The sequence below is a fragment of the Lacticaseibacillus pantheris DSM 15945 = JCM 12539 = NBRC 106106 genome (assembly GCF_001311175.1).
Classification (GTDB): Bacteria; Bacillota; Bacilli; order Lactobacillales; family Lactobacillaceae; genus Lacticaseibacillus; species Lacticaseibacillus pantheris.
This window is the reverse complement of sequence record NZ_BBAI01000001.1, coordinates 60491-79522: the sequence shown is the minus strand read 5'-3', so window position 1 is coordinate 79522 and position 19032 is coordinate 60491. Positions and strand designations below refer to the sequence as shown.

Annotated in this window: 12 protein-coding genes and 6 pseudogenes; 13 read left to right on the top strand and 5 right to left on the bottom strand. The window is 52.6% G+C overall.

Translation table 11 applies throughout. The annotated features are described in order from the left end of the window. Window position 1: 1 nt before the first annotated feature. The 5 genes and pseudogenes from JCM12539_RS00350 to JCM12539_RS00330 form a co-directional block, all read left to right on the top strand. Window positions 2–1615 (top strand): GGDEF domain-containing protein, encoded by a 1614-nt coding sequence (locus JCM12539_RS00350; protein WP_162203964.1) that lies wholly within the window; start codon window positions 2–4, stop codon window positions 1613–1615. A 97-nt stretch (window positions 1616–1712) separates the two neighbouring features. Next, window positions 1713–1949 (top strand): cytochrome b5 domain-containing protein, encoded by a 237-nt coding sequence (locus JCM12539_RS00345; RefSeq protein WP_054648366.1) that lies wholly within the window; start codon window positions 1713–1715, stop codon window positions 1947–1949. Window positions 1950–2030: 81 nt separating this feature from the next. Then, window positions 2031–2459: pseudogene (locus JCM12539_RS00340) on the top strand (fructosamine kinase family protein); the annotation flags it as partial. Window positions 2460–2761: 302 nt separating this feature from the next. Further along, window positions 2762–3936: pseudogene (locus tag JCM12539_RS00335) on the top strand (RNA-guided endonuclease InsQ/TnpB family protein). A 182-nt stretch (window positions 3937–4118) separates the two neighbouring features. Further along, window positions 4119–4394 (top strand): annotated as a pseudogene (locus JCM12539_RS00330) (fructosamine kinase family protein); the annotation flags it as partial. 86 nt (window positions 4395–4480) lie between these two features. On the opposite strand, the gene JCM12539_RS00325 reads toward JCM12539_RS00330, so the two are convergent. Continuing rightward, entirely contained in the window at window positions 4481–4666 is a 186-nt protein-coding gene (locus JCM12539_RS00325; protein WP_054648360.1) for a hypothetical protein, read from the bottom strand. 184 nt (window positions 4667–4850) lie between these two features. On the opposite strand from JCM12539_RS00325, the gene JCM12539_RS00320 reads away from it, so the two are divergent. From JCM12539_RS00320 to JCM12539_RS00300, 5 genes and pseudogenes are all read left to right on the top strand, one after another. Then, window positions 4851–5696 carry an aldo/keto reductase gene (locus JCM12539_RS00320; RefSeq protein WP_054648359.1) on the top strand — a complete coding sequence of 282 codons (846 nt, stop codon included), beginning with the start codon at window positions 4851–4853 and terminating at the stop codon, window positions 5694–5696. A 186-nt stretch (window positions 5697–5882) separates the two neighbouring features. Continuing rightward, window positions 5883–7934 (top strand): DHH family phosphoesterase, encoded by a 2052-nt coding sequence (locus tag JCM12539_RS00315; RefSeq protein ID WP_054648357.1) that lies wholly within the window; start codon window positions 5883–5885, stop codon window positions 7932–7934. Between the two features lie 254 nt (window positions 7935–8188). Further along, window positions 8189–8644 (top strand): 50S ribosomal protein L9, encoded by a 456-nt coding sequence (rplI, locus tag JCM12539_RS00310; protein ID WP_054648355.1) that lies wholly within the window; start codon window positions 8189–8191, stop codon window positions 8642–8644. Window positions 8645–9014: 370 nt separating this feature from the next. After that, window positions 9015–10399 (top strand): annotated as a pseudogene (gene dnaB / locus JCM12539_RS00305) (replicative DNA helicase). A gap of 61 nt (window positions 10400–10460) precedes the next feature. After that, the gene (locus tag JCM12539_RS00300) at window positions 10461–11627 is read left to right on the top strand and encodes a hypothetical protein (protein WP_054648353.1); all 1167 of its coding nucleotides are present in this window, start codon (window positions 10461–10463) and stop codon (window positions 11625–11627) included. Window positions 11628–11746: 119 nt separating this feature from the next. Here the strand turns inward: JCM12539_RS00300 and JCM12539_RS00295 are convergent, their stop codons facing one another. After that, window positions 11747–12970, bottom strand: coding sequence for an MFS transporter (locus JCM12539_RS00295; protein ID WP_054648351.1), 1224 nt, complete (start codon window positions 12968–12970; stop codon window positions 11747–11749). A gap of 147 nt (window positions 12971–13117) precedes the next feature. Between JCM12539_RS00295 and JCM12539_RS00290 the strand changes: the two genes are divergently transcribed. The 3 genes and pseudogenes from JCM12539_RS00290 to JCM12539_RS00280 all read left to right on the top strand — a co-directional run bounded on the left by JCM12539_RS00290 (window position 13118) and on the right by JCM12539_RS00280 (window position 16620). Further along, window positions 13118–13834: an MvdC/MvdD family ATP grasp protein gene (locus JCM12539_RS00290; protein ID WP_054648349.1), complete on the top strand. Its 717-nt coding sequence runs from the start codon at window positions 13118–13120 to the stop codon at window positions 13832–13834. A 10-nt stretch (window positions 13835–13844) separates the two neighbouring features. Next, window positions 13845–14237 carry an ATP-grasp domain-containing protein gene (locus JCM12539_RS00285; protein ID WP_054648347.1) on the top strand — a complete coding sequence of 131 codons (393 nt, stop codon included), beginning with the start codon at window positions 13845–13847 and terminating at the stop codon, window positions 14235–14237. 1089 nt (window positions 14238–15326) lie between these two features. Beyond that, a pseudogene (locus JCM12539_RS00280) lies at window positions 15327–16620 on the top strand (adenylosuccinate synthase). Between the two features lie 244 nt (window positions 16621–16864). Here JCM12539_RS00280 and JCM12539_RS14420 read toward each other — a convergent pair. The 3 genes and pseudogenes from JCM12539_RS14420 to JCM12539_RS00265 all read right to left on the bottom strand — a co-directional run bounded on the left by JCM12539_RS14420 (window position 16865) and on the right by JCM12539_RS00265 (window position 18550). Continuing rightward, window positions 16865–17113 (bottom strand): phosphorylase family protein, encoded by a 249-nt coding sequence (locus JCM12539_RS14420; protein ID WP_162203951.1) that lies wholly within the window; start codon window positions 17111–17113, stop codon window positions 16865–16867. A 127-nt stretch (window positions 17114–17240) separates the two neighbouring features. Next, a pseudogene (locus JCM12539_RS14930) lies at window positions 17241–17525 on the bottom strand (phosphorylase family protein); the annotation flags it as partial. Window positions 17526–17713: 188 nt separating this feature from the next. Then, window positions 17714–18550 (bottom strand): magnesium transporter CorA family protein, encoded by an 837-nt coding sequence (locus tag JCM12539_RS00265; RefSeq protein ID WP_054648341.1) that lies wholly within the window; start codon window positions 18548–18550, stop codon window positions 17714–17716. Between the last annotated feature and the right edge of the window lie 482 nt (window positions 18551–19032).

Genomic DNA, 19032 nt, shown 5'->3' with positions numbered 1-19032 from the left:
TGTGGGCGGATTGGTGCAACACGGCATGAGCCTCTTTGTGGTCACTTTTATTATCCTGGATGCCGATATCTGGCCGAGCGAGTTATTGTTCCGCGTGGCAGGCATGATGACGGTATGGGGCCTCAGTCACGCTGGGCTCGGCTGGGGACCACTCGGCGTGCTGTCGGCAGTGCTAGCCGTAGCGTGGGCGGTTGCCACCTGGTATCTCGGACCAAAGATTCGTTACCACATCTTGCCCCACTTTGTATGGCTAATGAGCATCGCCGTCCTCTACTGGGTGACGATTCCCAGCGCCACTGCGGGGTTCATCATGACGCCAAAGTTGGTTGTCCAGGCCAACCTGCTCTACGCGTTCGCGGTCATTGCGACCGCCGTTTACCTCACCCAAATGCGGCAGGAGGAACGCCAAAGTGCAACGAACGCACGGCGGGTCACCTATGACGCGTTGACCAACGCCAAAACGTACGCCATCTTTCAGCACGATATTGAGCAACAGTTTATTGATGCGCAAAGGGACGGATATCCACTCACGGTGGTCGCGATTGATGTGGACCATTTTAAGCAGGTGAACGACCACTACGGGCACCTGGCGGGCAACGAAATTTTAATTAGTGTGGCCGCGACCTTGCAGGATGAACTGGATCACCATCCCGGCCGTCACCAGCTCTACCGTACTGGTGGTGAGGAGTTTAGCATTATCTTTGGTCACACCACGGCGCCAGCGGCCACGGCCACCGTGCGCAATTGTTGGGCGGCCGTGAAGCATAGCACGTACCACGCACGGCAGTACGCGCTGCAGGTGACCATTTCGGGTGGGATTACCACGGCGCGCCCGGAGGATACCCACGTGGACGCGTTGTTGCGTCGGGCTGACGACAACCTGTACCAAAGTAAGCAACACGGCCGTGATACCCTCACGGTTGAGGGGACGACGTTGCACGACACCGCGCGGGTGCAGCCGCAGCAGTTGTACGCGTACTGCACGCAGCAGGTGTGTTCCGTGGCGACCGGTCACGACGACATCGCCACGGAGGTGTTGGCGGCGCGGTACCTGGCGGCCAAGGATCAGTGGCAGTTGTCCGACACGGCGCGCCCGTTTGAACAGCAACGCGACTTTGTCGAGCAGGTCGCACAGGATATGGGCAAAGTCGCGTTGACGTTGCACCTGACCATCGGTGACTGCCAGGCGCGGCGGACCCGTGAGCGTCTGGCAGCATTGTTGGCGGCCGGTAAACGGCCAGCGCGGCTCCGCATCGTGTTGGACGCACCCGTTACGCTGACGGAGTTGGCCGCGTTGCGCGCAGATTATCGGCAGCTAGCGGTTGGCTTTGTGCTGGCCTTTCCGGATGACGGGGACGACATGATGGTGGAATCACTGTTGCCATTGCTGGACGGGGTGCGGATACCGTTGGCGCTGTTGCGAGCAGCGGGCCAAAGTGTCCAGACTTCCAAGCGGGTAATGGCATTTCTCCACCAGTGTCAGCAACACCACGTGATTATGGTTGCCGACGGGATTGATAACAGCGTGGACGGTGAGTATGTCCGTCAGACGTGGCCCGTTGACGGTGGTCGGGGCTACTTTATGCACCATACGGACCTGCCGCGGATAGACTAATAATTATGCGGTTACTGCTCGTACTTTTGCTAATTACGGTGTAAAATAACAGGCGTAAGCTATCATGATATTAATTAGCACAACAGGAGGCAATCAAATGGCAGATAAAACATTTACGGCGGCCGAGTTGGCCCAGTTTAACGGCGTGGACGGTGCCCCAGCATACGTTGCGATTGAGGGTACCGTTTACGACGTGACCGCCATTCCCCAGTGGGCGGCCGGCAAGCACCACGGCAACCTCGCTGGTTTGGACCAGACGGAGGCTATTAAGCAGTCGCCGCACGGGCAATCAGTGCTGAGCATGCTCCCCGTGGTGGGCAAGTATGTCGGTTAGTGGAATTAGTTAGGGCAAAGGGGCGGCGTGGCGTAGCTACGCCGCCCCTTTGCCCTAGGATTGGTGACGGAAAGGATTGATTTGATGGATAAAGATTGGCTTCAGGCGTTGCCCGTCCCCACGGTCACGGTCGCCACGCCAGTGAGCGGCGGCGACGTGAACCAAGCGTGGCACTTGCAGACGCAGGACGGGCAGGATTATTTTCTGCTGGTACAGCCCGGTCAGCCGGGGAGCTTTTATGATGGTGAGGTGGCCGGGCTCCGCGCCTTTGCGGATGCGGATGTGCTGGCTCCCCGCGTGGTGGCTCAGGGCACCATTGCGCGCGACGGTTTTCTACTGTTGACCTACCTCACCAGTGGGCGCGGAAGCCAGCGGGATTTGGGTCGGTTGGTGGCGCGGCTCCATGCACACCGGAGCCCAAACGGCAAATTTGGCTTTGATCAGCCCTACGCCGGGACTAGCATCAGCTTTGCTAACCGGTGGGTCGATTCGTGGATCCATCTGTTTGTGGAGGTAATTAACTGTACTTTAAATCATGGAACAAAGCGTAATAATAGGGTGTTATCAAGACGCAATAATTAAGTGGAAGACATCTTGATACCCAGATGTAGTAGTTGCGACTAAATGCAATCATTTGTTGCAATTATTGAACAACCATAGCTTACTCTCCAAATTGTAAACCGCATAGAATAGGCAAAGCCTACTAAACACTATCAAGTCATGCTTGTTGAGTGCCTCACGACCGGCGTAAAATTTAAGGTGTTGAATAGTTGCTGCGGTGCTTTATGTTTAGGTTTGGGGAGTGAGCCAGAATGATTAAAACACACAAGATTAAGTTGTACCCCAATGCCACCATGCAACGCGCATTCCAGCGACTATTTGATTACCGACGTTACTGCTATAACCTGGCGCTCGAAACATGGAACAGTATGTATGATGAGTCATTGTTAATGGACGATAAGTCATTACGGCCCAATGAACGTAAAGTACGTAATGAGCTGGTCAACAACAAGCAAGATTGGCAGTACCGACTCTCAGCTAGGGTCTTGCAGCTGGCAGTACACGATTTAGCTCAAGGGTGGCAGAATTTTTTTTCAATCCGCAAATGCCCAATCACAGGCAACCCCGGTTTAAGTCCAAGAAACGGTCACGCAATACATTCACAACTGACCGGGCGCAGGTGCTTAACAATAGACTGCGCCTAGACCGACCACGGGGGTGTACATCGTGGTATGACATCCGGATGGCTGAATCAGTACGCTGGATTGGCCAGCTAAAAACCGCGACCGTGGTGGAAGAGGCTGATGGCTATTACGTTGCGCTAGCTGTTGAGGTTTACGAGAGTGTCACGATTAAAAACGGGCACGTTGTTACCGGCGTAGATGCCAACATTGCCCGCTTTGACTATCGTGACGCCACGGGCTACCAATCAGTTTCGACCATGACTGCCAAGTTATTGCGGTTGTACGAGCGTATCACCCATTATCAACGGTTGTTAGCGCGTAAACGATTAGCAAATCCATCCCATTTCCGGTCCCATAACTACTGCGCAACGAGAGCCAAGTTGCAGCGGGATTATCAAAAGGTGACCCGAATTCAACTGGATTTACTGCACAAGTTTACGCACCATTTAGTTCAGGCCAATGATGTGGTCGCGATTGAGGATCTCGATAACTTGCACATGCGTATGAATAAACACTTAGCGAAAAACTTGCATCGCTCGTTATTTGGCAGGTTTAAAGAAATCATGCAGTACAAGTGTACATGGAACGGCGTTAAGCTAGTCATGGTTGATCGCTTCTATCCGAGCACCCAGCGCTGTTCGCAGTGTACCTTCGTCAAAACTGGCGCGGACAAGATTGCCTTAGAGGGCAATCGTCTGCATCGTACGGGGCACGACCAATATATGTGTTATCAATGCGGTGCAAACATGCGCCGAGACCAAAACGCGGTGGAAAACTTAATCCAGTACGCCATGGTCAATTAATCATTCTGGGTATGGCTAATACCTTATAGTTCAAGAGTCAGTCAATGTCGTGCGGATGTTTATCCAAGTGGGAATACTGATGATGACGGGACTAAGTGAGATGCAGAATGTCAATCAAGAAAGGAAATATATAAACCTTTATTGGTGTCCAAGAGACATTCTTCCACATTTTATATAGCAGCGGCAACTTCATGTTTACGCAGGATGGGCGCCCGGCACTGATTGATCCGGCCGCGATGTACGGTGACCGCGAGTTTGATATCGGGGTATCGACCGTCTTTGGCGGCTTCACGCAGGACTTTTACGCTGCGTATCAGGAAGCGTTGCCCCTGGCGACGGGGTACGAGCAGCGACTCCCGTTTTACCGGTTGTACTTGCTAATGGTCCACCTCGATAAGTTTGGCCGCACCTACTACGATAGTGTTGCGCGGACCCTGCAGACGATTCTGGCGGGCTAAAGCAAAGTTGTGTAGACAACGCAAAGAGGATGGCATCACCAAAGCTACTGCTCGCCTTGGTGATGCCATCCTCTTTGCCCAGAAAATTAGTGGTGCTGATGGTACGCCATAAAGAACGCCATGCCCGCATCAATCAGCATAATGACGGCCATCAGCTGCATTGCGTGCGCCATGTTGTTCATGTTCATCATGTCGGTACCAAAGACCAACCAGCATAATATTACGTTCAGGATGACCATGACCCAAGCCATCACCTTTGCGCTTACCTTCATAACAACGTCCTCCTCAATATGTTTGCTGACTTACCCTCAGATACAGTGTAGCGCTTGGGTGGCATTGACAAAGAGCAATTTGAGCGTAATTGTGCGAGTAAATGAAAGCGTTCTAATATTGGCGGCACGGCGGCGTGAAGCATAGTACAATAACGGTACATGAAACGAATGGGGGAGATCACAAATGCAGACGATGAAAATTGGCACGGAGACGGTTCCGGTACTGGGTATGGGTACTTGGCACATGGGGGAAATGAGCCCGACACGGACCCAGATGGAAGTGCAGAGTTTGCGCTACGGGTTGGACCACGGGCTGCGTGTGATTGATACTGCCGAGATGTATGGTGACGGTGCGGCCGAGCGCGTTGTGGGGACGGCGATTCAGGGTTACCCGCGCGACCAGGTGTACTTGATCTCGAAGTTCTACCCGTGGAATGGCACGAAAGCAGGGGTCCGTAAAGCGCTGACAGCCAGCCTTAACCGTCTGGGTACGGATTATTTGGACCTGTACTTATTGCACTGGCGGGGCAAGGTACCGTTGGCGGAGACCATTGCGACTTTGCAGGAGCTACGCAAAGAGGGATTGATTCGGCAGTACGGGGTGTCCAACTTTGACGTGATGGACCTGCAGGAGGCGTTGGCCGTCGATGGCGGCCAGGGCGTGGTGGCCAACGAGGTGCTGTACAATATGGCGGCCCGCGGCATTGAGTACGACCTGATTCCGCGGCAGCAGTTGGACAAAGTCGCGTTGATTGGGTATTCGCCATACGGTTCGGGTGCGGGTCTGTCCATTAAGTTGCCACAACCACTGCTTGAACTGGCGGCGGACAAGCATATTACGGGGCACCAGTTAATGTTGGCCTGGGCGCTTCGTTCGGGTCAGGTACTCAGCATTCCCAAAGCGGGTACGCCAGAGCACATGGCGGAAAACGTGGCGGCCGCGGAGGTCACGATTACGGCGACCGACGACGCGCTCATCAGTCAGTACTTCCCGGCGCCCGTGGCCAAGGAGCCGCTGAAGGTTATTTAGGCGGGGCATTGTCTGGGGATATTCTATGGCCCCAGGTAGGTGAGTCTTCTAATTCGAATAAAAGCGTTGCACCCCGCAACCTGAAACCGTTTCCCACGTTTTAAGTGTGTGGGGGTGGCGTTCATGTTAAAATAGGCTCGGGTATATGACCAAATTGGGGGGAAATGCTCAAACGAGCCTCATAATATGAAAAACATTCTAAACCGCATTAAGCTACCCGCGTTCCTTGAGAACACGCAGCTGCGTTACGGCGCGGTGGTGATGGTGGTGCTGGCTTTGGCTGGCGTCATCGCCTCCGCCTTTGTTCGTCCGTGGGTAGCACTCATTATGCTGGTCCTCTTAATTGGGCTAGTGGTCGCCTCGTTCAACATGCTGGCGACGATTACTAGGAACACGAATAAATACATCAATGACCTATCATACCGGGTCAAGCGTGGTGAACAAGAAGCCTTAATCAGGATGCCCATGGGGATCCTGATGTTTGATGATGACCTCAATATCGAATGGCTGAACCCGTTTCTACGGCAATATTTTGGTGAGGACCATATTCTTGGCAAGAATCTCAAAGATGTAGATGAGAACCTCGCCAAGATTATTAGCAATGCTGGGGATGATACCAAAACCCAGACGGTGACTTGGGGTGACCACCGCTTTTCGACCGTTGTGCAGAAAAGCATCGGCGTCATTTACCTCATGGACATCACCAACTACGCCCAAATCGAGGAGCGCGCTAACGCTGAACGGTTGGTTATCGGGCAGATTTTCATTGATAACTATGACGAGGTGACGCAAGGGCTGGAGGACTCCGTGGTTTCTGGTCTGCGTAGTTACGTCACCACTACTTTGAGTGACTGGGCCAACCAGTATGGTATGTTTGTGAAGCGGATCGACAGCGACCACTTCATGATGATTGCTTACGCTCAGTCGCTGCACGAAGTAATTACGCGCGATAAGTTCAAAGTGTTGGACGTGATTCGTGAGGAAACGAGTAAACAGAATGCCCCGTTGACGCTGTCGATGGGGATTGCGTACGGTGATAGTGACATTACCACTTTGGCCACCACGTCCCAGAGTAATTTGGACCTGGCACTCGGCCGTGGTGGGGACCAGGTCGTGGTGAAGAGCCATGACGGTGACGCTAAGTTCTACGGTGGTAAGACCAACCCGATGGAAAAGCGGACCCGTGTGCGGGCGCGGATGATTTCGCAGGCGCTCCAGGAGCTGTTTAAGCAGGCGGACAAAGTTTACGTGGTCGGGCACAGCCAACCGGATATGGACTCAATCGGCTCATCGCTGGGGATTCGCCGGATTGCGCAGATGAACGGGAAGGACTGTTACGTGGTTCTGGACCCCGACCACCTGCACAGCGACGTGGAACGGTTAATGGAAAAGGTCACGAGCGACACCGAACTCGCCAACTGGGTAATTACGCCCGAAGCGGCTTTGTCGGGTGCCACTGACCACAGCTTGCTGGTGATGGTTGATCACAGTAAGCCGTCAATTACGACGGCCCCGGAGTTGTTTGAGCGCATGAGCAACCGGGTGGTCATCATTGATCACCACCGGCGGGGCGAGGAATTCCCCGATAACCCGATGCTGGTTTACATTGAGCCGTACGCTAGCTCGACAAGTGAACTGATTACCGAGATGTTCGAGTACCAGCCACAGAGCGCGGCGCCGCTGAACAAATTGGAAGCGACGGCGATGCTCGCTGGGATTACCGTCGACACGAAAAACTTTTCGCGGAGTACGGGGACCCGCACCTTTGACGCGGCGAGCTATCTGCGCTCCATTGGGGCGGACAGTACCAAAGTATCGTTATTGCTCAAAGAAAATATGCATAACTACCTCCAACGCAACCACCTGATTGAGAGTGTGGACATGATTGGTGAGGGACTTGCTTGTTGTACCGGTGAGGAAAATCGGACGTACGATCCGGTTATTGCGGCCCAGGCTGCGGATACGTTACTCAGTTTGTCAGGAATTACGGCTGGCTTTGTGATTACCAAGCGTCCAGACGGCAACGTGGGTATTTCCGCGCGGAGTTTGGGTGACTATAACGTCCAGGTAATTATGGAGCGACTCGGCGGCGGTGGGCATTTGGGTAATGCGGCCACGCAGCTACACGACACGACGGTGGCGGAGGCCAAGCAGCAGTTGGTTGATGCTATTGCGGCGAATGAGGCAGAAAATGACGCGAGGGCTAGGATTATCATTGGCCTGGTAGGGGACAAGTAGTACAATCGCAGTAGAGAGCGGAGTAGGCCGTTTAGAAAGCAGAGTATAAGTTACTAGCGCCGAAAGGCCCGCACTTGGCCTTTTGGTGCTAGTAGCTTATACGTCGCTTTCTGGCCTGCGCAGCTCGTTTCCAAACCGAGCAGTAACGTGGGAGCGGTGTAGCATTCTCCAGCCATTTCTGTGTTCATCGCGCCTAGAGGTGCAACTCCAAGCGTTACTCAACTCACAGTACAAGAAAGAGAGGACGTAGCAGCATGAAAGTAATTTTTACGCAAGATGTCCGCGGCAAGGGTAAGCGCGGTGAGGTTAAGGAAGTCCCAGATGGCTACGCCCAGAACTTCCTCATCAAGAACGGGAAGGCCAAAGTGGCAACCAAGCAGGCGATGAGTCAGCTTGAGGGTCAGCGGAAGGCTGAGGAACGGCACGAGGAAGAGTTACACGAAGAGGCGCTGGCACTGAAGGCGCAACTCGAGGACGATAAGACGGTGGTGGAACTGACGGCAAAGGCGGGTTCCGACTCGCGGTTGTTCGGTTCCATTCCCAGTAAGCAGATTGCGCAGGCACTACAGAAGCAGTTCCAGCTCAAGATTGACAAGCGCAAAGTTAAGTTGCCAGAACCAATCCGGGCACTAGGCTACACTAACGTGCCGGTTGAACTGGCTCCGGGCGTGGAGGCTAAGATTCGGGTGCACGTCGGGGAGCAACAGTAATCGTACTTAATAACAATTAAGAGTGGCGGTGCCCAATGCTGGGCACCGTTTTTACGTCGGTTGCGTGGTTTAACTTGCAATAGCCGATTAACCTTAAATTACCTAGGCAAGGTTGTTCATGCCAAGTTGGCGATGGGGGTGATGGCAGGTGTCGTGCTTGTGCCTACCATAGTAGATTTAGGCCGCGTCGGTCGGACCGGTGGGCGGAGGCGGGTTGGAGCCTTCGCCCTAGCAGTGGTAACCATGGAGCACCCCACGGAAGCCGCAGCTCACCGGTCCGACCAACGCTGCCGTCGATCACTCAGCCACGACCAATGTACACGCAGGGTGTGCTACAATTTAACCAGCTATTTGAACGGAGGCATACACCATGGATGAACCGACATTAAGTCGTCAGCCACCATACAGCGAGGACGCCGAACAGGCGGTTCTGGGTGGGATTTTGCTGAACCCAGACCGTTTGGCGGACGCGCAGGAGTTGCTCGAGCCGGAGGACTTTTACCGCCGCTCGAACCAACTCATCTTTGCGGCGATGAATTCTCTGAACGACCGCGAAATTAACATCGACGTGGTGAGTGTCAAAGAGGAACTGGAACGCGATAACCACCTCGACGACGTGGGCGGGGTGGCGTATATGGCCGAACTGGCGGACGCCGTGCCGACGTCCACCAACGTGGGTTACTACGCGAAGATTGTCAACGACAAAGCCACCATGCGGCGCGTGATTCAGGCGGCGCAGACCATTGCGGCTAAGGGGTACGACGCGCCGACGAGCCGATTGACCTGCTGTCTGAGGCCGAGGAAACCTTTAGCCGTATCAGCCAGGGCGGTCGAGATACCGGGTTCCGGGCAATCCGCGACGTGCTCCAAAACGCCATGGATGAAATCGACAAAATGGCGACGAACGACGACCAGGTGACGGGGCTCGCAACCGGGTACCACGACCTGGATCAGCTCACCACGGGCTTTCACGACGACGAGTTAATTATTATCGCCGCGCGGCCTGGGATGGGTAAGACCGCCTTTGCCCTCAATATCGCCCAGAACGTCGGGCGCGACACGAACAAAGCCGTGGCGATTTTCAGCCTGGAAATGGGTGCCGAATCGCTGGTTAACCGTATGTTATGTAGTGAGGGAAGCATTGACGCCACCCACCTGCGTACGGGGAACCTGAACCAGGACGAGTGGGAACGCCTCCTGGTGGCCATGGGGAGCCTGTCAAAGATGAACATCTACTTTGACGACACCGCGGGGGTCAAAGTCGGCGAAATTCGGGCCAAGTGCCGGCGCCTCGCCAAGGATCCGGATGTTGACCTGGGGCTCGTCATCATTGACTACCTCCAGCTGATTGAAGGCTCCGGGCGTGAAAATCGCCAGCAGGAAGTGTCCGAAATCTCCCGGCAACTTAAGAAGCTGGCAAAGGAGCTCAGTATTCCGGTTATTGCGATGTCACAACTATCGCGTGGCGTGGAACAGCGTCAGGACAAGCGGCCCGTGCTGTCGGATATTCGTGAATCCGGGTCCATCGAGCAGGATGCCGACATCGTGGCCTTCATCTACCGTGATGATTACTACCGTGATGAGGACGGCGATGACGACGATGGTGGCGGCGACCAGCAAGAGAGCGACGATCAGGACGTGGGTGAGGTCGAAATCATCCTCGAAAAGAACCGTAGCGGGGCCCGGGGAACCGTGAACCTGTTATTTGCTAAGTCTTTGAATAAATTCGTTAATATTTCCAACCGGACAGAGTAGCGGGTTGCGTCGTGCGCCGAACGGTGTAGAATGCAACCTAACAAGGAAAGAAGGTGACGCCATGAATACGCTTATTCAGAATTTGCGTAGCGCCAAACAACAACACCTACTAATTAACATCTACCAACGGGACAGTGAGGACTTTTATACCGGATACGTCCAGATGGTCGGTGATGACGGGGTCGTCGTGGCCACGTACAACGATGCCGGGTTAGCTGACGGGGCGGCACTGATTACCTATGACGCCGTTGACTCGATTGAGATCGGCGGCCCAGACATTGACAGTATGGAATTCCGCATTGCGGCGGCGACCAAAGAGGACTTTAAGGCGCTACCGGCAGAGCCGCTAGCATTGCCACTGAACAACGAATCACCAATTGCCTACCAGGTCGCTGAAAACATGCGTCGCACTGGCCAGGTGGTGATGGTCATCGCCTTTGACATCGAAAATTACCTCGAGGGTCAGATTACCGAAGTGACGACGGAGCACTTCACGATGGACGTCATCAATAAGTTTAATTACACCGACGTGCGGAGTATCCAGGTCGACTTTGCCAACCTGGGCGTACTCGAATACGATGGGTACGACCTGTTTCTCGCCAGCGCGATGGCGGCCAAGCGGGACTCGTTGCGGCACGTAACGACTGTGCGGCACCTCAATACCGGTAACATGGCCGAGGTGCTGTCTGATGCGCGCGATGAAGAGAGCCTGATTGCCATCGTGGGGCGGCAGAGCATGGACCAGTTCTACGTTGGGCGCGTGGTCGCCGTGAACGAGACGTTCGTGGTGCTCTCCCTGGTGGACATGGGCGGCCAGTTCGGCGGGTACACGTTATTGCGGCTGCGGGGGATTCACAGCGTCATTGTGGCGTCGGATTACCTCCAGTCGATGATGATGTACGAGACTTGGGGACAGACGCACAACTTTGTCCAGGTACCCAAGCTGAACCACGAGCGGGTATTTGATGCCTCCGACGACCTGCTCGGGAACCTCATCGGTGAGGGGGAAGTCTTCGGCCGCGTGTTCCGGTTGCGGACGGCGATGACCAAAGAAACGTTGATTGGTACGCCGACAAACGTCACCAGCGACGGCTTTGACTGGCTACCCTTTGGCGATCCGCAGGCCGAGACGCAGCACTTCAAGATGGTCCAGGTGCTCGCGCTGAGCTTTGGGAGTGTATATTCCTACCTCCAAGAGCAGTGGGTACAGGATAATTCAGATGAATAAGATTGGGCCGGTAACCGTTGTGGTTGCCGGCTTTTTTTTATTGGCTAAAATTTTGGAGCGGCTTGCCGTACAAACTAAAAAAACCAGCTCGCCGATATGCTGGCGGGCCGTGTATGTGGTTACGCGGTGACTATTTTTCTGCCAATTTGTAGGTAAACAGTCGCGATGTAAATAATAATGAGAACGCCAGCTATGAGTAAGCCTGCTCCCAGCTGTTGCGCAAGCATGGTGGCAATGATGACACCAAGGGGCATGGCGGTTTGAGAGGCACCGAACATAAACGAGAAAACTTGGCCTTGAATATTGATTGGAATATTAGTTTGCATGTAGGTGCTCATTGGTATTTCCATCAGGGATAGTGAAAATCCATAGATGGTTGCAACCACAATGAATGTTGTGAAGCTAATCGTACTTTGAAGAGACAGCAAGCTGACGGTGCCGAACACCGCAACCATGCTACCTAGTAACACCATTGCTTTGGCGCTAGTGGCGATAGGCTTGGCAAAGTTGTGCGTTTTGGCCAGAACCAGTCCCGCAATAAAGGTGCCGAAGCCGGACGCAGTTTCCACGTAGCCGTATTGTTGGGATGAAAATGATAGTGTGTGCATCATCAAAAGTGGAAGGCCGGTGCTGACTAACGCGACAACCAGGTTGATGGCAACCGATGCAAGCACCGAGTATGCGACCAGGGGACTATGGAGGATGGTGGCCAAGTTTATTTTACCGTCGTTAGTTTCCGGATTGTTAGTATTGGTGCCCTGTTCCCTGGAGAACGATAGCAGCACTAAAAATATAATTACCCCGATTGATAAAATCACGCGAAACGCTAGAACAAAGGTAATACCTGAGACGGCGAATAGCGTTGCGCCAATCGTGGGCGCCAGAATTTGTGCAATCGAATTGCCACTTTGTTCCAGTGAATTTAGGCGTTGGACGTCATGATTGCCGACCATCTGAATAACTGATGCCTGGTAGGTGGTTTGGGTAAAAGTATTGGTAATCGCGTTCAGCAAAATCACCGTCAGTGAGCCGAATAGTATCACACGGTGGGATGCGGAATTGATGAACAGTAATAAGTACAGGCTTGCGATTATGACGTTAGTGGACTGGGAAATAATCAAAATCGGTTTGTGGCGAGTATGGTCAATGAGTGTCCCGATTTTGCGGGAGAACAGTAACGCTATTAGTGGCGGTAGAATTTGGGTTATTGCAAACCACAAGGCTGATTTTGAGGCGGATAGAACGTATAGGCCAATTGCAAAGCTGAGTAACCCACTGCCAAAGGTGGATAGGAACCTGGCAGTCGTTGCGATAAATATTTGTTTTGAAGCGGAACCCTGCATAAAAGGTCATCTTCTTTGTATATACTGTTTCTATTAGTGTACTATTTTCATTGCAAAAAAAGAAAGAAAATAGCACATGAATATTAAAATATTGACATTTTCAAGCAACGGTGCTTTAATGGCCACAATTACGAAAGGGGTGAGCAAATGTCAAATTTTAAGTCTTTGGTACTAAGAAACAATACGGGCATTGATGATTTGCTTCCACGGCAGCAGGATCGTGATTTCTTGCATCGTATTTATAATAGCAAGCCGGCGTTGTTGAAGGGGATAAACACAAAGTCGATTGTTCTTATTTTGACGAGAATTGAGGATCCTGAAGTCGATCGAGTAGCCACTATGCTCATTCAGAGTGGGTATGGCTATCTCCGTATTAACGCTGAACAACTCATTAATGAAGTGACCGTATCTGTTTCGTTTGACGGTGGAAATGTTGATGGTTATGTCGAAAGCATGGGAGAGCGTGTTGAGATTGAGAACATTGCATTTATTTGGCGGCGACACTTTCACAGCGATTCGTTTAGTCTAGAAGGGTATTCACAGGTAGAGAGTTATTATATTCGCGATAACTGGATTTCCTTGGTTAACTCGTTACGTTCGCTCCCTGATGTTCGTTGGTTTAATGACCCGGAGTCAGAGGACTTAGCTACAAAGCCGGTGCAGTTGATGGTCGCCGCTCAGGATAATATTGATGTACCGCAAACTGTTATTACTAATTCTCCTGTTGGTGTAGGTAAGTTTTTGGATCGTAATAGTTTGGCATTTGTTAAGGCTGTTCATCATCACTTTGTGGAATATCCACGTGACGAGCTTAATAATGCATACGGCTTCTTAATAGATAAGCACAAAAAAAATATTAGATAGTGAGATCGCAGTGGTTCCTACCACCTTCCAAAGAAAAATTTCAAACGCGAGTGAGATTAGAGTTTTCTATATTAACGGGATATTCTTTTGTGGTCGGTATCATGATATTCAAAATCCAGACTGGCATTTGGATGGTGTTGGTGACATTGAGGTAGTTCCAACAGACCTGGATACATCAATTAAATCAAAACTGAGTGGGCTTATGGCAAAGCTTGGGCTCAATTATGGAGCAATTGATTTATTGATAACTGACAATAAATGGTATCTGTTAGAGGTAAACCAGTGGGGAGATTGGCTTTGGATGCAGGCGAAGACAGGTCAGAAAATTACGGAGGCAGTAACACAATACATTATTGATACTGGTCTAAAGGCAGATAGCTCCTTGTTGAGTAAAACAAAATGATCAAGTAGCAATATTTTGCTATTAGTCAGGCTATGGTTCTTGTCTAGCCAAACGACGGAAAAGCAGGTGCTCTATGCTTGGCGGTAAATGACGCAAGGAAAATTTGCTTCCATCTAGGAGTTGGTCTTTATTGAAGGAGAATAAACGGATTAGTGGAGATAGCTAAAAGGACTGTTAGTTCGTTTAATTCTGAAAGGAGGTGATTTCTATGACTAAGTTGGAAAAGGAATTAGCCGTTGAGGCTGATCAGTATAGCGCACAGTTGAAGGACAACGAACGCGTTGCTGGAGACAACAAGAAAGATTGTTAGTCCCGTGTAATTCTGAAAGGGGGTGATTTCTATGACTAAGTTTGAAAAGGAATTAGCCGTTGAGGCTGATCAGTATAGTGCACAGCTGAAGGACAACGAACGTATCGCCGGCGATAACAAGAAAGATTGTTAATATATATTTATCGACAACCTTTATTACCTGAGGGGACCGCACTATGCGAGGATTACAAGAAGAAGTGGATTTACAAGTTAACCGATATAAACCATGAATAATGAAGAATAAGTTGCATGCATTAATAAGAAACATTTTTAGTGCGCCCTCCAGTCATCTATTGAAAGGCTTACTATGATATCACTCTATAGACCTCCCCTAGTTTTTTTTGGTGGAGGTCTTCTTATGCTTAGCTAAAGTGTGATTTTGATATGTAGATAAAATAATGATTGTTTTAGTGCAATCATTAAGTGAACAAACATAAGGATACACACTAATCAGCTTCGTCATTTTTAAATGTAAGCAATTTGGCATATATGATTAGCTATACATTTACGTAAAGATGTCAGTTGAATAGGTAAATATTTTTCCTGCCTGTCGAATCTTTTGAAATCAAAAAAAAGTTCGTGAATAATAATGTAATAGCTGCATATTCATCTCTACATAATACTAACAATCAAATTAATCCGAACAATATCCACCCACACCCTTGTGACCGTCCCAGTTAACTGCTATCATGGTTATTGTTTTGGGCGTCGTCGGCGTTCAAAGTTGAGACAGTGGCGGTAGCGACTTTGCTGGTGTCATAATCGAGGAGGAATCATCAATGGGTACAGCAGTAATTGTCGGTATGCAGTGGGGTGACGAAGGTAAGGGGAAGATTACGGATTTCCTAAGCCAGGGGGCGCACATGATTGCGCGGTACCAGGGTGGCGACAATGCCGGTCACACCATCCACGCAAACGGTCAGGTGTACAAACTCCGGTTGGTGCCATCCGGGATTCTCCACCCGCACCAGCTATCCGTTATTGGTAATGGGGTTGTGGTTAACCCGGCTAGCCTGCTGCGGGAGCTCACCGCGTTGCGTGAACAAGGCGTGCCCGGCGAAAACTTGCGCATCAGTGACCGCGCGCAGGTCATTATGCCGTACCACATCCTGCTCGATAAGTTACAGGAAGCAAAGAAGGGTGACGCCAAGATTGGCACGACCAACCGCGGAATCGGCCCGGCCTACGTGGACAAAGCCGCGCGGGTGGGTATCCGGATGGCTGACCTGCTCGACAAGGACACCCTGGCCGCAAAGTTGCGGATTAATGTAGACGAAAAAAAACGAGTTGCTGACCAAGATTTATGGCGCAGAACCCGTTAACTATGACGATATTTTTGGCCAGTACTACGATTTTGGGCAGCAACTGGCTCCCTACATCGTGGACACCAGCGTGATTCTGAACGACGCGCTGGATGAAGGGCGTAACGTCCTCTTTGAAGGTGCCCAAGGAATCATGCTGGACGTTGATCAGGGGACTTACCCCTACGTGACGTCCTCCAACCCTGCTGGTGGCGTCTCCACTGGGACCGGCGTGGGTCCGTCACGGATTGACCGGGTGGTAGGTGTTGTGAAGGCGTACACGTCCCGCGTGGGTGATGGTCCGTTCCCGACGCAGTTGGATGACGCGCAGGGTGACTACATCCGCAATGCGGGTCACGAGTTTGGTACGGTGACTGGACGGCCGCGGCGCGTGGGCTGGTTTGACACTGTGGTGGTGAACCACGCGCGGCGTGTTGCTGGGGTCACCGACCTGTGCCTGAACTCGGTGGACGTGCTGACGGGTCTCGACAAAGTAAAAATCTGTGTGGCATACGAGAAGGCGGACGGTACCCGGATTACGCGGATGCCCGCGACGCTCAAGGAGCTGGGTGAATGCCAGCCAGTTTACGAAGAACTGGACGGCTGGACTGACGACATCAGTGGTGCCCGGAGCCTAGAGGACTTGCCCGCTGCACCACGTCGCTACGTGGAACGGATTCAGGAACTCGTCGGGGTTAACCTGTTAACGTTCGGTGTGGGCCCAGAGCGTAACCAGACGGTGGTTCTGGATAACGTTTGGGCGACGGACTAGATAATGTAATGTGCACACAAAAGAGGCCCGATTATAAGTAGCGGCTTCGGAAAAAAAGACACACATCGACGCTGGGCGGCTTGTGACCGAGCGGAGTTATGGTGAGCAGCCGGCCTACAAACGTGACCCACAATGCAGTTCCCTGTGCCTAACGTAATAATGCCGATATTCCCGAACTGAGGAATATCGGCATTATTACGCTATTGCTCGGGAGCTAACCGCATTGTGGGCCACTCTCTTTTTGCTACATCAGGCACCAACACCCCAGGGTGAGTGCCTGCAGGTGGGAAGCCTTACCAAAGTCGCGGGCAACATACTCGTCCATCGCGGCGAGCGAGTCGCCCGTGAACAATATCTGGCCGAACTGCGCCCCGCGGAAACGTGCGCAGGCTGCGAGGGCCGCACACTCCATTTCGACAACGGTGTAACCAGCAGCGCGGTGCGCGGCGACTTTGCCCCGCGTTTCCCGAAAAAAAAGGCGTCGGTCGTCCACGTTTGGACGGCGTGCACCGGGACTGCGTGTTGCGTGAGTACGGCTTGGATGTGGCTGGCAACATCGGCGTCGAGCGTGATGCTGGGCGCGGGTGGCAGGTAGTGGAACGACGTACCTCGTCACGCAAAGCCGCGGTGACAACCATAAACTGGTTTTCGGGAGCGTCCGTGAGTACACCGCAAGAGCCGACCGTCACGATGCGCTGGGCACCATAGGCAATCAGAAACTCGAGGAGTTGGGTGGCGGCCGATGCGCCCAGCGGAGCCCGGCACAGTCCGACCTGGTGCCCATCGACGTCGAGCTGGTACACGTGAAACTCGTTGGAGACCGTCTCAAAGGTACCGACGATGGTGTGGGGGTACTGCTCCACGAATTTAAGGATGTTGGCGGCCGAGATAAAGGCGAACAACATCCGCTGCGGAAACTGGTAACCCTCGTCACGGAAGGGGTTAATTACGGCGTCGGGGTTGGCGTCGAAGTGCAGCAGTGGCAGTGATGTGGGGTGCATGGCGACACTTCCTTTGCAATCAATCTATTTAATCCGGCGGTATAGTACTACGGCCATCACGACGCTGAGGAGGATGGTAATGATCATGGTGATTACCCACGCGCCGTTGTTTTGGCAAAGGGCAGGTCAACGTTCATACCGTAAAAGCCGGTGACGATGGTGGGTACGGTGAGTAGTAGTGACCAAACCGTCATTAACTTCATGGTGTCGTTCAGTTCGTTGTTCAACACGTTGGTGTACGTGCTGTTCAGTTGGTCCATGATTTGCGAAGTGGTTTGGGTCATCTCGCTAAACTGCTGGGCTTCAATAATGACGTCATTCAGCCGCTCCCGCTCCTTTGCGTTGAGTCCGCGGAATAGTGGTTGGAGCTTAAACTGTTCCAGTACCATCGCGTTTTGCTTCGCAGCCGTGACTAGGTAAACCAGGCCGGTTTCGAGGTCTGATAGCACTAGTAGATTGGCCTTGGTGGCTTTGCGGCGCAGGCGGTCGGCGACGTCCTGGCGTTTTTCGTCCACCTTCTCGATGAGCGGAAAGAACGATTCGGTGAGGATGAAGAGGCCCTCAAAGAGGAATTGGAACGCCGAGATATCGTCGTCGGCTTCAAGCTGGGCGGCGAGCAGGTCGCACACGTAGTCAGCCTTGGCCCCACCAATGGTGAAGATGCGTTCACCGCGAATGATGAAGGTGAGCGGCACGGCGGCAAAGTGGCCGTGAACTTCGTGCTGGTCGGGAACGTTGTAGACCAGCAGGAAGGTATTGCTGACGGCGTCGTACTCCACGTGGGCACGCTCATGGCGGTCCAAAGCGTAGCCCAACATCTCGTCGTCGAGCGCGTAGTCTGCGCGCAGGCGGTCCAGTTCGTCTTTGTTGGCATCGGTCACGTGAATCCACTCGTTTTGACCGTGGCAGAACGTGGTTTGTTTAATCATACTGTCGGCTTCCTTGTCTCTAGGGTAGTTCGTGCGGGGGATGGCTCTACCCCGCCTGGTACAAAAAAAAGACGAGACCGTAGTCACGCCCCATATATGTGTGCGGGGTTACGACCCCGTCAGGTGGCATTCGCTGAGAATACCGAATATGTAACGGTGGGGGCGCAGACCTTCTGAACGCTTGCGCGCCGATCGTTGCTATCCCACCCATGGTTTGGCACCACGCTAATAGCTTATCATGCGTGATTGGCGGTGTCTAGGGTGAATTTTGGAGAGCGGGGCAGGCCGTCCCAATGCGGCTGACGGCAGCGTAGGTCGGCCCGGTGAGCTGCGATTTACGTGGGGTACTCCGCGGTAACCACTGCTAGGGCGAAGGCTACAACCCGCCAAGTGCAGGCGTGTTTCCGCCGCGATTCTGAGCCTGCCCGGAAGCCCGCCGGTCAGTCTCAGAATTCGTCGCGCCGTACGTCGCTCCGCCCTTG

Excerpts from the sequence above, each read along its gene's own strand:
- JCM12539_RS00345 (WP_054648366.1), top strand. The coding sequence starts at position 1,713 with ATGGCAGATAAAACATTTACGGCGGCCGAGTTGGCCCAGTTTAACGGC.
- JCM12539_RS00265 (WP_054648341.1), bottom strand. The coding sequence starts at position 18,550 with ATGATTAAACAAACCACGTTCTGCCACGGTCAAAACGAGTGGATTCAC.
- JCM12539_RS00295 (WP_054648351.1), bottom strand. The coding sequence starts at position 12,970 with ATGCAGGGTTCCGCTTCAAAACAAATATTTATCGCAACGACTGCCAGG.
- JCM12539_RS00290 (WP_054648349.1), top strand. The coding sequence starts at position 13,118 with ATGTCAAATTTTAAGTCTTTGGTACTAAGAAACAATACGGGCATTGAT.
- JCM12539_RS00300 (WP_054648353.1), top strand. The coding sequence starts at position 10,461 with ATGAATACGCTTATTCAGAATTTGCGTAGCGCCAAACAACAACACCTA.
- JCM12539_RS00325 (WP_054648360.1), bottom strand. The coding sequence starts at position 4,666 with ATGAAGGTAAGCGCAAAGGTGATGGCTTGGGTCATGGTCATCCTGAAC.
- JCM12539_RS00315 (WP_054648357.1), top strand. The coding sequence starts at position 5,883 with ATGAAAAACATTCTAAACCGCATTAAGCTACCCGCGTTCCTTGAGAAC.
- rplI (WP_054648355.1), top strand. The coding sequence starts at position 8,189 with ATGAAAGTAATTTTTACGCAAGATGTCCGCGGCAAGGGTAAGCGCGGT.
- JCM12539_RS00320 (WP_054648359.1), top strand. The coding sequence starts at position 4,851 with ATGCAGACGATGAAAATTGGCACGGAGACGGTTCCGGTACTGGGTATG.